Source organism: Pseudomonas sp. A2 (genome assembly GCF_023100865.1).
In the GTDB taxonomy this organism is placed as follows: Bacteria; Pseudomonadota; Gammaproteobacteria; order Pseudomonadales; family Pseudomonadaceae; genus Aquipseudomonas; species Aquipseudomonas asiatica.
Window position 1 is genome coordinate 4,267,691 of sequence record NZ_CP039127.1, and the last position, 13,449, is coordinate 4,281,139.

At 64.1% G+C, this 13,449-nt stretch carries 12 protein-coding genes; all 12 read right to left on the reverse strand.

Features of this window, described 5'->3' with window-relative positions; translation table 11 throughout:
- Positions 1-9: 9 nt before the first annotated feature.
- Positions 10-903 (reverse strand): CheW domain-containing protein, encoded by an 894-nt coding sequence (locus tag E5221_RS19750; protein WP_085721210.1) that lies wholly within the window; start codon positions 901-903, stop codon positions 10-12.
- Positions 903-1,691: a ParA family protein gene (locus E5221_RS19755; RefSeq protein ID WP_013973578.1), complete on the reverse strand. Its 789-nt coding sequence runs from the start codon at positions 1,689-1,691 to the stop codon at positions 903-905. Before E5221_RS19755 ends, E5221_RS19750 begins: the two co-directional genes overlap by 1 nt.
- Before the next feature lie 216 nt (positions 1,692-1,907).
- Positions 1,908-2,765 (reverse strand): flagellar motor protein MotD, encoded by an 858-nt coding sequence (motD, locus tag E5221_RS19760; protein ID WP_046614571.1) that lies wholly within the window; start codon positions 2,763-2,765, stop codon positions 1,908-1,910.
- A gap of 3 nt (positions 2,766-2,768) precedes the next feature.
- Positions 2,769-3,509 (reverse strand): flagellar motor protein, encoded by a 741-nt coding sequence (locus E5221_RS19765; protein WP_247846298.1) that lies wholly within the window; start codon positions 3,507-3,509, stop codon positions 2,769-2,771.
- Positions 3,509-4,648 carry a chemotaxis response regulator protein-glutamate methylesterase gene (locus E5221_RS19770; protein WP_085721209.1) on the reverse strand — a complete coding sequence of 380 codons (1,140 nt, stop codon included), beginning with the start codon at positions 4,646-4,648 and terminating at the stop codon, positions 3,509-3,511. Before E5221_RS19770 ends, E5221_RS19765 begins: the two co-directional genes overlap by 1 nt.
- 46 nt (positions 4,649-4,694) lie before the next feature.
- Positions 4,695-6,932: a chemotaxis protein CheA gene (locus E5221_RS19775; RefSeq protein ID WP_247846300.1), complete on the reverse strand. Its 2,238-nt coding sequence runs from the start codon at positions 6,930-6,932 to the stop codon at positions 4,695-4,697.
- 12 nt (positions 6,933-6,944) lie between these two features.
- A complete protein-coding gene (locus E5221_RS19780; protein ID WP_025340071.1) occupies positions 6,945-7,733 on the reverse strand; it encodes a protein phosphatase CheZ in 789 nt (262 codons plus the stop codon).
- A gap of 20 nt (positions 7,734-7,753) precedes the next feature.
- Positions 7,754-8,128, reverse strand: a complete 375-nt coding sequence (locus E5221_RS19785) for a chemotaxis response regulator CheY (RefSeq protein WP_161551427.1) — start codon at positions 8,126-8,128, stop codon at positions 7,754-7,756.
- 103 nt (positions 8,129-8,231) lie between these two features.
- On the reverse strand, positions 8,232-8,972 hold the full coding sequence (gene fliA / locus E5221_RS19790) for an RNA polymerase sigma factor FliA (protein WP_247846302.1): 741 nt from the start codon (positions 8,970-8,972) through the stop codon (positions 8,232-8,234).
- On the reverse strand, positions 8,969-9,802 hold the full coding sequence (fleN, locus tag E5221_RS19795; RefSeq protein WP_003254408.1) for a flagellar synthesis regulator FleN: 834 nt from the start codon (positions 9,800-9,802) through the stop codon (positions 8,969-8,971). The genes fliA and fleN overlap by 4 nt, the downstream gene beginning before the upstream one ends.
- A 93-nt stretch (positions 9,803-9,895) precedes the next feature.
- Positions 9,896-11,203 (reverse strand): flagellar biosynthesis protein FlhF, encoded by a 1,308-nt coding sequence (gene flhF, locus E5221_RS19800; RefSeq protein WP_123083730.1) that lies wholly within the window; start codon positions 11,201-11,203, stop codon positions 9,896-9,898.
- An 11-nt stretch (positions 11,204-11,214) separates the two neighbouring features.
- The gene (gene flhA / locus E5221_RS19805; protein ID WP_013973588.1) at positions 11,215-13,344 is read right to left on the reverse strand and encodes a flagellar biosynthesis protein FlhA; all 2,130 of its coding nucleotides are present in this window, start codon (positions 13,342-13,344) and stop codon (positions 11,215-11,217) included.
- Positions 13,345-13,449: the final 105 nt, after the last annotated feature.

The window sequence follows — 13,449 nt, forward strand, 5'->3', positions numbered from 1 at the left end:
TGTTCGGTGTCATTTCTGTTTGGCGTGCATCTGCTTGACCGCACCACTGGCGATCAGCTCGGCCAGTGCAGCGACGTCGAGCAGCGCACACATGTGTTCAATAACCGTGCCGGCCAGCCACGGGCGCTGGCCACGCTGGCTGCGCCACTTGATCTCGGACGGGTCCAGGCGCAGCGAGCGGCTGACCTGGTGTACGGCCAGCCCCCATTCGTAGCCCTGCACGGAAATCACGTACTGCAGGCCCTGGCGAAAATCATCGCGGTAGCGATCGGGCATCACCCAGCGCGCGGTGTCCAGCACCTTCAGGTTGCCGGCCTGGCAGGTCAGGATGCCGAGAAACCAATCCGGCTGGCCGAATAGTGGTGTCAGTTCCTGGCCGGCCAGGGTGTAGATCGAGCCCAGGCACACCAGCGGCACCGCCAGGGTCAGGCCCGCCACGTCGAACAGCAGGCATTCGAACGGCTCGGCGGCCCAGGCCGGGCGGCCATCGACCGTGGCCGGGGGCACGGGTACCTGCGGCGCCGGCAGGTGTACGTCCACCAGCGGCACTGCCGGCTCCACGGTCTGCTCCTCGACCAGCATCGGGATGCTGGCCTCGGCCACCACCTCGCGCTCGACCACCGTCACTACCGGTGCCTCCACCGGCATCACCTGTGGCAGCACCGCCAGCCTGGGCTCGGCGAACGGCCGTGGTGCGGGGCTGACGGTTGCTTCGGCTGACGCCGGCCTGGCTTGCTGCAAGGCATCATGCGCCTGCTCTTCGCGCACCGCTTCGGCGAACTCGTCCGCCGCCGCTGGCGCCTCGAACAAGTCTTCGGCTTCGGTGGCGTCCTGCAGCAGGCCGTCGAGGTACGACTGCAGGGCCATCTGTGGCCGGGTACTGGTTTGCCGGGTCTGGGTCATCAGGCCACCTGCGCCGCAGTCTTGTAGGTCAGCAGGTGCTTGAGCAGCGCCCTGTAGGCAACCAGCCCGCGGCTCTTGCTGTCAAATTGCGAGGGCGTGACGCCCTTGCGGCTGGCATCGCGCAGGCGCGTATCCACCGGGATGTAGCCCTGCCACACATGCTGGCCGTAGGTGTCACGCAGCAGCTTGAGCGTGGCCAGCGAGGCCTGGGTGCGGCGGTCGAACAAGGTCGGCACGATCTGGTACGGCAGCGCCTGCTTGCGCGAGCGGTTGACCATGGCCAGGGTCCCGACCATGCGCTCCAGGCCCTTTACCGCGAGAAATTCGGTTTGCACCGGAATCACCAGCTGCTGGCTGGCTGCCAGGGCATTGACCATCAGCACACCGAGCAAGGGTGGGCTGTCGATCAGGGCATAGTCGAAATCCTGCCACAGCTGCGCCAGACTCTTGGCGATCACCAGGCCCAGGCCGTTCTGCCCCGGTGACTGACGCTCCAGCACCGCCAGCGCGGTACTCGACGGCAACAGCGAGATGCGTTCGTCACTGGTAGGCAGCAGCAGTTGCCCGGGCAGGCCCTCGGGCACCGCGCCCTTGTGCAGGAACAGGTCGTAGCAGCTGTGCTCCAGGGCATCGGGGTTGTGCCCGAAATAGCTGGTCATCGAGCCGTGCGGGTCGAGGTCGACGACGACCACGCGCTTGCCGGCCTCGGCCAGCAGGCCGGCCAGGGCGATGGTAGTGGTGGTCTTGCCGACGCCACCTTTTTGATTGGCTACTGCCCAGACTCTCATCAAGCAAACTCTATCTATTGATTTGGCAGGGACACTGCTGGGGCAACTGTCTTGCTCAACATCGGAAAGCTGGCGCGATCCCTGTGGGAGCGGGTTTACCCGCGAACACCGGCGCAGCCGGTGCCATGCACCGTGTCACCTTCTTCGCGGGTGAATCCGCTCCCACAGAGGACCGCGCTACATTCAACTACTTGGCAGCGTCGGGGAATTGACGAATCACTGCCCCGCCACCGTTGCTGGCGTTGCCGGTGCACTTTGTGTGCCAGCCCGGCGCAATGCAGCATCCGGCGTGGCATTGGCACTGCCCGAGCCAGTCAGGCTGCGGCGCACTTCGAGGTTGCGCGAAATCACCAGCACCACGCGGCGATTGCGCGCACGGCCTTCGGCAGTGTCGTTGCTGGCAACCGGCTGGTACTCGCCATAGCCGACCGAGGCCATGCGTGCCGGGTTGACCCCTTCCATGGCCAGCAGGCGCACGATGCTTGCCGCTCGAGCCGAAGACAGCTCCCAGTTGGTCGGGTACTGCGCAGTGCGGATTGGCAGGTTGTCGGTAAAGCCTTCGACGTGCACCGGGTTGGCGAACGGCTTGAGAATGCCGGCCACCTTCTCGATGATCGCAAATGCCTTGTCGCTGGGCATGGCATCGCCACTGCCGAACAGCAACGAGGAATTGAGCTCGATCTCGATCCACAGCTCATTGCCGCGCACAGTCATCTGGTCGCTCTTGATCAGGTCGCCAAAGGCATCGCGCACGTCATCGCTGATGGTTTTCAGCGGGTCGACACTGCTCGCCCCAAGGCCCGCATCGGTCTGCTCGCTGTCCTTCACCAACGGCTCGGCCGGGCGCACGCTCAGCGGCCGCTCTTCACCGATGGGGATCGGCTTCATGCTGCGCTCGGGGTCGTTGAACACCCCGAGCAAGGCCTGGGAAATGACCTTGTACTTGCCCTCGTTGATCGAGGAAATCGAGTACATCACCACAAAAAAGGCGAACAGCAGGGTAATGAAGTCGGCGTACGACACCAGCCAGCGTTCGTGGTTTTCGTGCTCCTCGGTATGACGACGGCGACGCATGGGTTACTCCATGAAGCCTTGCAGCTTCAGCTCGATCGAGCGCGGGTTCTCACCCTCGGCAATCGACAGCAGGCCCTCTAGCAGCATCTCGCGGTAGCGCGACTGACGCATGACGATGGCCTTGAGCTTGTTGGCGACCGGCAGCAGCACCAGGTTGGCGCTGGCCACCCCGTAGATGGTCGCGACGAAGGCCACGGCAATGCCGTTGCCCAACTGCGACGGGTCGGCCAGGTTGCCCATCACGTGAATCAGGCCCATCACCGCACCGATGATGCCGATGGTCGGCGCGTAGCCGCCCATGCTCTCGAACACCTTGGCGGCCTGGATATCACGGCTTTCCTGGGTCAGGAAGTCGACTTCGAGGATGCTGCGGATGGCCTCCGGCTCGGCACCATCCACCAGCAGTTGCAGGCCCTTGCGCGCATAAGGGTCTGGCTCGCTGTCGGCCACCCCTTCCAGGCCCAGCAGGCCTTCCTTGCGCGCGGTCAGGCTCCAGTTGACGACGCGGTCTACCCCGCCCGCCAGGTCGACCCGTGGCGGAAACAGGATCCAGCGCAAAATCTGCAAGGCACGCTTGAACGACGACAGCGGCGACTGCAGCAAGGCCGCCGCCAGGGTGCCGCCCAGCACGATCAGTGCCGCCGGGCCATTGATCAGGGCACCGACTTGGCCGCCTTCGAGGAAATTGCCACCGACGATGGCAACAAAGGCGAGGATCAGGCCGATCAGGCTGAGCACGTCCATCAGACGCACGCCTCCACCAGGTGCTTGCCGATTTCGTCCAGGCTGTACACCGCGTCGGCCAGGTTGGCCTTGACGATAGCCATGGGCATGCCATAGATCACGCAGCTGGCTTCATCCTGGGCCCAGACCGTGCTGCCGCCCTGCTTGAGCAGGCGCGCCCCTTCACGACCATCGGCACCCATGCCGGTAAGCACCACCGACAGCACCTTGTCGCCATACGACTTGGCCGCCGAGCCGAAGGTGATGTCCACGCACGGTTTGTAGTTCAGACGCTCGTCACCGGGCAGGATTTTCACCGCGCCACGGCCGTCGATCATCATCTGCTTGCCACCTGGGGCCAGCAGGGCCAGGCCCGGGCGCAGCATGTCGCCGTCCTCGGCTTCCTTGACGCTGATGCGGCACAGCTTGTCCAGGCGCTCGGCAAAGGCCTTGGTGAACGCCGCTGGCATGTGCTGGATCAGTACGATCGGCGCCGGGAAGTTGGCCGGCAGCTGGGTCAGCACCCGCTGCAGGGCGACCGGGCCGCCCGTGGAGGTACCGATGGCCACCAGTTTGTATGGCTTGCGCTTGGGTGCCGGCGAATGCGCTGGCGCCGCTGCCGGGGTCGCTGCACGGGCAGGCGCAGGCGTGCGCGCCGCTGCCGGGCTGGCGAAACTGCTGGCAGCTGCGTGACCGCTGCCTGCTGGCGCGGGTACGGGTGCGGCAACCGGCGCATGGCTGGCGTAGCTGCCAAAACGGCGGTTGCTGCGGGAAATGGTATGCACCTTCTCGCACAGCAGTTGCTTGACCTTGTCGGGGTTGCGCGAGATGTCCTCGAAGTTCTTCGGCAGATAATCCACCGCACCGGCATCCAGCGCATCGAGGGTGACACGGGCGCCTTCATGGGTCAGCGACGAGAACATCAACACCGGCGTCGGGCAGCGCTGCATGATGTGCCGCACCGCGGTGATGCCGTCCATCATGGGCATTTCGTAGTCCATGGTGATGACATCGGGCTTCAGCGCCAGCGCCTGGTCGATTGCTTCCTTGCCGTTGGTCGCGGTACCCACTACCTGGATCGTCGGATCCGCCGAGAGGATTTCCGAGACGCGGCGGCGGAAGAAACCGGAATCATCCACCACCAGGACCTTGACTGCCATAAACACTCCATTAGGCGGCGCAACCCGCCAGGGTGCGCCACCGAAATCAAATACGCCGCGCGGCGTAACGCTTGAGCATGCTCGGGACGTCGAGAATCAACGCGATGCGACCGTCGCCGGTGATGGTGGCCCCGGACATGCCCGGGGTGCCCTGCAGCATCTTGCCCAGCGGCTTGATTACCACTTCTTCCTGGCCAACCAGTTGATCGACGACAAAGCCGATGCGCTGGGTGCCGACGGACAGGATCACCACGTGGCCCTCGTGCTGCTCTTCGTGCACCTGGCCCTGGACCAGCCAGCGCTTGAGGTAGAAAAGCGGCAGCGCCTTGTCGCGCACGATCACCACTTCCTGGCCGTCGACCACGTTGGTGCGCGACAGGTCGAGGTGGAAGATCTCGTTGACGTTGACCAGCGGGAAGGCGAACGCCTGGTTGCCCAGCATCACCATCAGGGTGGGCATGATCGCCAGGGTCAGCGGCACCTTGATGACGATCTTCGAGCCCTGGCCCTTGGCCGAGAAGATGTTGATCGAGCCGTTGAGCTGGGAGATCTTGGTCTTCACCACGTCCATGCCCACACCGCGGCCGGACACGTCGGAAATCTCGGTCTTGGTCGAGAAGCCCGGGGCGAAGATCAGGTTGTAGCAGTCCGACTCGCTCAGGCGATCGGCGGCATCCTTGTCCATCAGGCCCTTTTCCACGGCCTTGGCGCGCAGGATGTTGGGGTCCATGCCCTTGCCGTCGTCGGAGATCGACAGCAGGATGTGGTCGCCTTCCTGCTCGGCCGACAGCACCACGCGGCCAGTGCGCGCCTTGCCGGAGGCTTCACGCTCTTCGGGCATTTCCACGCCATGGTCGACAGCGTTGCGCACCAGGTGCACCAACGGGTCGGCCAGGGCCTCGACCAGGTTCTTGTCGAGGTCGGTCTCTTCGCCGACCAGCTCCAGGTTGATTTCTTTCTTGAGCTGGCGGGCCAGGTCACGCACCAGGCGCGGGAAGCGGCCGAAGACTTTCTTGATCGGCTGCATGCGGGTTTTCATCACCGCGGTCTGCAGGTCGGCGGTGACCACGTCGAGGTTGGACACGGCCTTGGACATGGCCTCGTCACCGCTGTTAAGGCCCAGGCGCACCAGACGGTTACGCACCAGGACCAGTTCGCCGACCATGTTCATGATCTCGTCCAGGCGCGCGGTATCGACCCGCACGGTGGTTTCCGCTTCGCTGGCGCCATGCTTGTCGGCGGCCGGGGCCGGGGCGCGGGGTGCTGCGGCAGGTTTGCTGGCAGGCGCCGGCGCAGGAGCCGGGGCAGCTGCTGCTGGCTTGGCCACAGGCTGGCTGCCGGCTTTGGCCGCTGCCGGCACTTGCACCTTGGTTGCAGCCGGGGCTTCGACGGCGGCCACGTCGCCGCCGAACTTGCCTTTGCCGTGCAACTGGTCCAGCAGCGCCTCGAACTCGTGCTCGCTGATTTCATCGCTGGCTGCACTGGTGTCAGTTGCAGCAGGCGCCGGCGCCTTGGCAGCGGGCAAGGCATCGGCCTGGAAGGTGCCCTTGCCATGCAACTGGTCCAGCAGCGATTCGAATTCGGCGTCGGTAATTTCGTCGCTGGCCACTTCCGGCGCGCTGGCAACCGGCTGCGCGGCAACTTCGGCGCTGAACTGGCCTTTGCCGTGCAACTGGTCGAGCAGCGACTCGAACTCGGCGTCGGTGATTTCGTCACCTTCACCGCTCACGGTCTCGCCCTGCATCTGCTCGTCGGCCGCAGCTTGCGCCTTGACCGCATCGAGCGAATCGAGCAGCTGTTCGAACTCGCTGTCGGTGATGTCCTGCTCCTCGGCAGGCGCTTCGGCAACCGGTGCCGGTGCCGCGGCGGCAGGCGCTTCAACGGCCACGGCGCCCCCCGGCTCGGCCAGGCGCGACAGCGCCGCCAAAAGCTCGGGGGTAGCCGGGGTCACTTCGGCGCGCTCGCGCACCTGGCCAAACATGCTGTTGACCGTGTCCAGTGCCTCGAGCACCACATCCATCAGTTCCGCGTCGACCCGGCGCTCACCTTTGCGCAGAACGTCGAACACGTTCTCGGCGATATGGCAGCACTCCACCAGCTCGTTCAGCTGAAGGAAGCCGGCGCCCCCTTTTACAGTGTGGAAACCGCGAAAGATCGCATTGAGCAGGTCGGCATCGTCGGGCCGGCTTTCCAGCTCGACCAGTTGCTCGGACAGTTGCTCAAGAATTTCGCCGGCTTCTACCAGGAAATCCTGGAGGATTTCTTCATCGGCGCCGAAGCTCATCAAACGTGCTCCTTAAAAACCCAGGCTGGACAGCAGATCATCGACATCGTCCTGACCGGACACGACGTCTTCACGCTTATCGGCATGAATCTGCGGACCTTCACCCCGAGTCGGATGTTTTTCTCGATCTTTTTCTGCACGCAGTTGATCGTGGTCATGCTGGATGCCCGCAAAGCGGTCGACCTGGCTGGCCATCAGCACCAGTTTGAGCAGGTTGCTTTCCACCTCGGTGACCAACGTGGTGACGCGCTTGATCACCTGGCCGGTCAGGTCCTGATAGTCCTGGGCCAGCAGAATGTCGTTGAGGTGGCCGGCGACCTTGCGGTTACCTTCGGCGCTGTGCGTCAGGAAACTGTCGACGCGCTTGACCAGTTCACGGAACTCCGGCGCAGCCACTTCGCGGCGCATGAAACGCTGCCAGTCGGTGCTCAGTGCCTGGGCCTCGCTGGCCAGGTCGTTGAGCACCGGGGTGCTTTCCTCGACCAGGTCCATGGTGCGATTGGCCGCGCCCTCGGTGAGCCTGACCACGTACGACAGGCGCTCGGTGGCGTCGGTTATCTGCGACACCTCCTCGGCCTGCGGCATGGTCGGGTCGATCTGGAAACTGACAATGGCACTGTGCAGCTCGCGGGTCAGCTTGCCGACTTCCTGGTACAGGCCGCGGTCGCGGGTCTGGTTCAACTCGTGAATCAGCTGCACCGCCTCGCCGAAACGGCCCCGCTCCAGGCTTTCGACCAGCTCCTGGGCATGCTTCTTCAGGGTCGATTCGAACTCGCCCAAAGACGTTTGTGATGAATCCATGGCGCGCCCCCTGACGTGACTCAGCCGTTGACGCGTTCGAAGATCTTCTCGATCTTTTCTTTGAGCACCTGGGCGGTGAACGGCTTGACCACGTAGCCATTGACGCCGGCCTGGGCCGCTTCGATGATCTGGTCGCGCTTGGCTTCGGCGGTCACCATCAGCACCGGCATGGTTTTCAGGCGATCGTGGGCACGCACCTTGCGCAGCAGGTCGATGCCGGACATGCCAGGCATGTTCCAGTCGGTCACCAGGAAGTCGTAGTGGCCGTTCTCCAGCATCGGCAGCGCCGTAGTGCCGTCATCGGCTTCTTCGGTGTTGGTGAAGCCCAGGTCACGCAACAGGTTCTTGATGATCCGCCGCATCGTCGAAAAGTCGTCAACGATGAGGATTTTCATGTCTTTGTTCAAGTAGACCTCCAAGCAGTCTCAAACGCGCTCGGCCCCGAGCGCGCATTCACAATTCGGTACAACGTAGAAAACGACTGCAACGACAGCGGGCTCAACGCGCCCGCCATTCCCCCAGGCGGCTGCGCAGGCGCGCGGCACACTGGCTGTGCAACTGGCTGACCCGCGACTCGCTGACCCCCAGCACCTCACCGATTTCCTTGAGGTTCAGCTCTTCGTCGTAGTACAGCGCCAGCACCAGGCGCTCACGCTCCGGCAGGTTGGAGATGGCCTCGGTCAGGGCGGCCTGGAAGCGCTCGTCCTCCAGGCCGCGCGCAGGTTCTACCTGGCCACTGGCGCCATCCTCATGCAGCCCTTCGTGCTCGCCGTCCTGCAACAGGTCGTCGAAGCTGAACAGGCGGCTGCCCAGGGTATCGTTCAAGATCCCGTAGTAATCATCGAGACTCAATTGGAGTTCGGCAGCAACTTCATGATCTTTAGCGTCACGGCCGGTTCTGGCTTCAACCGCACGCATCGCGTCGCTGACCATGCGGGTGTTGCGGTGCACCGAACGCGGTGCCCAGTCGCCCTTGCGCACTTCGTCCAGCATGGCCCCGCGGATGCGGATGCCGGCGTAGGTTTCAAAGCTGGCGCCCTTGCTGGCGTCGTACTTGCTGGCCACTTCCAGCAGGCCGATCATGCCGGCCTGGATCAGGTCCTCGACCTGCACGTTGGCCGGCAGCCGCGCCAGCAGGTGGTAGGCGATGCGCTTGACCAGCGGGGCGTAGCGTTCGATCAGCTCGTACTGGGCGTCTTTCGACGCTCGGCTGTACATCTTGAAACCGCTGGCGTTCATAGCACTGGACCCGCGCTGGTGGGTTGCACCAGACGCTCGACAAAGAACTCCAGATGGCCCCGCGGGTTGGCCGGCAGCGGCCAGCTGTCGACCTTCTGGGCTATCGCCTTGAAGGCCAGCGCGCATTTGGAGCGTGGGAAGGCTTCGTACACGGCACGCTGCTTCTGCACCGCCTTGCGCACGCACTCGTCATACGGCACGGCGCCCACGTACTGCAGGGCAACGTCGAGGAAGCGGTCGGTGACCTTGGTCAGCTTGGCGAACAGGTTGCGGCCTTCCTGCGGGCTCTGCGCCATGTTGGCCAGCACGCGGAAACGGTTCATGCCGTAGTCGCGATTGAGCAGCTTGATCAGGGCGTAGGCATCGGTGATCGAGGTGGGTTCATCGCATACCACCAGCAGCACTTCCTGGGCGGCGCGGACGAAGCTGACCACCGAATCACCGATACCGGCCGCGGTGTCGATCACCAGCACGTCGAGGTTGTCGCCGATTTCGCTGAACGCCTGGATCAGCCCGGCATGCTGGGCCGGGGCCAGGTGCACCATGCTCTGCGTGCCCGAGGCAGCCGGCACGATGCGCACTCCACCAGGGCCCTGCAACATCACGTCGCGCAGTTCGCAGCGCCCTTCGATGACATCGGCCAGGGTCCGCTTGGGGGTAAGGCCCAGCAGTACGTCGACATTGGCCAGGCCCAGGTCGGCGTCCAGCAGCATGACCCTGCGGCCAAGCTCGGCCAGCGCCAGGGACAGGTTCACTGAAACGTTAGTCTTGCCGACGCCACCTTTGCCACCGGTCACGGCGATCACCTGTACGGGATGCATGCTACCCATGTCTGTTCTTTACCTTGTCTCGCTGGGACTCAGGCCACACGTAGGGCAATTCTGCGTACCCTTTGGCATAGCTACCTTGCACACACTTCATCATCAACCCGCTCGCCGTGGGTTGTGATAGAGATCAGCGAACATGTCGGCCATGGCCTCTTCGCTGGGCTCGTCCTGCTGCTGCACATTGACCGCGCGGGTGACCAACTGGTGCCCCCGAGGCAGGTGCAGGTCGTCAGGAATGCGCGGCCCGTCGGTCAGGTAGGCCACTGGCAGTTCATGACTGATGGCAAGGCTCAGCACGTCGCCAAGGCTCGCCGTTTCATCGAGTTTGGTCAGGATGCAACCAGCCAGGCCGCAGCGCTTGTAGCTGTGGTAGGCGGCGGTCAGCACCTGCTTCTGGCTGGTGGTGGCCAGCACCAGGTAGTTCTTCGCGGCAATGCCACGCCCGGCCAGGGTATCCAGTTGCATGCGCAGGGCCGGGTCGCTGGCCTGCAGGCCGGCGGTATCGATCAGCACCACGCGCTTGCGCAGCAGCGGCTCCAGCGCCGCAGCAAGCGACTGGCCCGGGTCGACGTAGGTCACCGGCACGTTGAGGATGCGGCCCAGGGTCTTGAGCTGCTCCTGGGCGCCAATGCGGAAGCTGTCCATACTCACCAGCGCCAGGTTCTGCGCGCCGTACTTGAGCACGTAGCGGGCGGCCAGCTTGGCCAGGGTGGTGGTCTTGCCCATGCCGGCCGGGCCGACCATGGCAATCACCCCACCCTCTTCGATCGGCTCGACCTCGGGAATTTCGATCATCCGCGCCAGGTGCGCAAGCAACATGCGCCAGGCTTGGCGTGGCTCGTCGATCTCGGCAGTCAGGTCCAGCAGCTCACGGGCGATCGGCCCGGACAGGCCGATACGCTGCAGCCGGCGCCAGACGGTGGCCTGCTGCGGCTTGCTGCCTTGCAGCTGGTTCCAGGCCAGCGAGCCGAGCTGCACTTCCAGCAGCTCACGCAGGCCCGACAGCTCGGAGCGCATGGCATCGAACAGGCGCGGGTCGACCGGCGCCGACGCAGGCGCTGCAGCAGCCTCGGGAACATCGACATGCGGTTCGATCAACGGCTCGGCGGCTGTCAGCGACTGCCCGGCGAACAATTGGCGGTTGTTGTCGCTGCTGTCCTGGCGGTGGCCCAGCTCGGCCTGGGCAGTGGCGATGCGCGTATGCGTCTTGCGCAGCTCTTCTTCCAGTTCGGCGTTGGGCACACGTGGAGCCAGGGCGGACAGCTTGTAGTCCAGCGCGGCCGTCAGCTCGACACCGCCGGCGATGCGACGGTTGCCGATGATGGCGGCATCGGCGCCCAGCTCATCACGGACCAGCTTCATGGCCTGACGCATATCGGCGGCGAAAAATCGCTTAACTTGCATTATCCCCTACCTCAGCCGTTAGGGCCCACGGTGGCAACGATGGTGACTTGCTTGTTGTCCGGTATTTCCTGATACGCCAGAACATGCAAATTCGGTACAGCCAGGCGGCCGAAACGCGACAGCATGGCGCGGATCGGGCCGGCCACCAGGAGGATGGCCGGCTGGCCCTGCATTTCCTGGCGCTGGGCCGCCTCGATCAGCGAACGCTGCAGCTTCTCGGCCATGCTCGGCTCCAGAAGAACACCGTCTTCCTGACCTTGCCCGGCCCTTTGCAGACTATTGAGCAAAATCTGTTCCAACCTTGGCTCCAGGGTAATTACTGGCAGCTCCGACTCAACGCCGACAATGCTTTGCACGATGGCGCGACACAATCCGACGCGCACCGCCGCCACCAGCGCGGCGGTATCTTGACTCTTGCCGGCGTTGTTCGCGATCGCCTCGGCGATACTGCGGATATCGCGCACCGGCACCTGTTCCGACAACAGCGCTTGCAGCACCTTGAGCAGCCCCGACAACGAAATGACACCCGGCACCAGCTCTTCTGCAAGTTTAGGCGATGCCTTGGCCAACACCTGCAGCAGTTGCTGGACCTCTTCATGGCCGATCAGCTCGTGGCAATGCTTCTGCAGGATCTGGTTCAGGTGGGTGGCCACCACGGTACTGGCGTCGACCACGGTGTAGCCCAGCGACTGCGCCTGGGAGCGCTGGCCGACATCGATCCACACGGCTTCAAGGCCAAACGCCGGGTCACGCGCGGCAATGCCGTTGAGGGTACCGAACACCTGCCCCGGGTTGATTGCCAGTTCGCGATCCGGGTAGATCTCGGCTTCGGCCAGGATCACCCCCATCAGGGTCAGGCGATAGGCGCTGGGCTGCAGGTCAAGGTTGTCGCGGATGTGCACGGTGGGCATGAGGAAGCCCAGGTCCTGCGACAGCTTCTTGCGCACGCCCTTGATCCGCGCCAGCAACTGGCCACCCTGGTTGCGATCGACCAGCGGGATCAGCCGGTAGCCGACCTCCAGACCAATCATGTCGATCGGTGTGACGTCGTCCCAACCCAGCTCCTTGGTTTCCAGCGCGCGTTGTGGCGATGGCAGCAGGTCCTGCTGGCGCTGCGCTTCCTGCAGCGCCTGCGCCTTGGCCTTCTGCTGCTTCTTCCACACCAGGTACGCGCCACCACCGGCCAGCAGGCCAAGGCTGAGGAAGGCCACGTGCGGCATGCCCGGCACCAGGCCCATGACGATCATCAGCGCGCCGGACACCGCCAGGGCCTTGGGCGAATCGAACATCTGCCGGTTGATCAGCTTGCCCATGTCCTCGGAGCCCGAAGCACGGGTAACCATGATCGCGGCAGCGGTGGACAGCAACAGTGATGGCAATTGCGCCACCAAACCGTCACCGATGGTCAGCAAGGCGTACACCTTGCCGGCATCGCCAAAGCTCATGCCGTGCTGCAGCATGCCGATCAGCATGCCGCCGATCAGGTTGATGAACAGGATCAGCAGGCCGGCGATGGCGTCACCGCGGACGAACTTGCTGGCACCGTCCATCGAACCGTAGAACTCGGCTTCCTGCGCCACTTCGGCACGACGGTGCTTGGCCTGGGCCTGGTCGATCAGGCCGGCGTTGAGGTCGGCGTCGATGGCCATCTGCTTGCCGGGCATGGCGTCGAGGGTGAAACGCGCGCTCACTTCCGAGATACGCCCGGCACCCTTGGTCACCACCACGAAGTTGATGATCATGAGGATGGCGAACACCACGGCACCGACCACGTAGTTACCACCGATCACCACCTCGCCGAAGGCCTGGATCACCTTGCCGGCGGCGCCGTGGCCCTCCTGGCCATGCAGCATCACAACCCGGGTGGAGGCCACGTTCAGGGCCAGGCGCAACAGCGTGGCCACCAGCAGGATGGTGGGGAATGCGGCGAAGTCGAGCGGGCGCAGGGCGTAGACGCAGACCAGCAGGACCACGATCGACAGGGCGATGTTGAAAGTGAAGAACACATCGAGCAGGAACGGCGGTATCGGCAACATCATCATTGCCAACATCACCAGCAGCAACAGCGGCACACCCAGGTTGCCCCGACCGAGCCCGGCCAGGTTGTTACGGGCGTTGCTGATTAACTGAGTGCGATCCACCGCGAGTCCTCTTGATGCAAAACTTTGACGCACAGGGGGCGCCTGGCGCTGGCTTTGCAAGAAGCTTTCCAACTTTGCTCGATGGGGGATTTATGTTGCCTGTTC

Excerpts from the sequence above, each read along its gene's own strand:
- E5221_RS19785 (WP_161551427.1), bottom strand. The coding sequence starts at position 8,128 with ATGAAAATCCTCATCGTTGACGACTTTTCGACGATGCGGCGGATCATC.
- E5221_RS19775 (WP_247846300.1), bottom strand. The coding sequence starts at position 6,932 with ATGAGCTTCGGCGCCGATGAAGAAATCCTCCAGGATTTCCTGGTAGAA.
- flhF (WP_123083730.1), bottom strand. The coding sequence starts at position 11,203 with ATGCAAGTTAAGCGATTTTTCGCCGCCGATATGCGTCAGGCCATGAAG.
- fleN (WP_003254408.1), bottom strand. The coding sequence starts at position 9,802 with ATGGGTAGCATGCATCCCGTACAGGTGATCGCCGTGACCGGTGGCAAA.
- motD (WP_046614571.1), bottom strand. The coding sequence starts at position 2,765 with ATGCGTCGCCGTCGTCATACCGAGGAGCACGAAAACCACGAACGCTGG.
- fliA (WP_247846302.1), bottom strand. The coding sequence starts at position 8,972 with ATGAACGCCAGCGGTTTCAAGATGTACAGCCGAGCGTCGAAAGACGCC.
- E5221_RS19780 (WP_025340071.1), bottom strand. The coding sequence starts at position 7,733 with ATGGATTCATCACAAACGTCTTTGGGCGAGTTCGAATCGACCCTGAAG.
- E5221_RS19770 (WP_085721209.1), bottom strand. The coding sequence starts at position 4,648 with ATGGCAGTCAAGGTCCTGGTGGTGGATGATTCCGGTTTCTTCCGCCGC.
- E5221_RS19750 (WP_085721210.1), bottom strand. The coding sequence starts at position 903 with ATGACCCAGACCCGGCAAACCAGTACCCGGCCACAGATGGCCCTGCAG.
- E5221_RS19765 (WP_247846298.1), bottom strand. The coding sequence starts at position 3,509 with ATGGACGTGCTCAGCCTGATCGGCCTGATCCTCGCCTTTGTTGCCATC.
- E5221_RS19755 (WP_013973578.1), bottom strand. The coding sequence starts at position 1,691 with ATGAGAGTCTGGGCAGTAGCCAATCAAAAAGGTGGCGTCGGCAAGACC.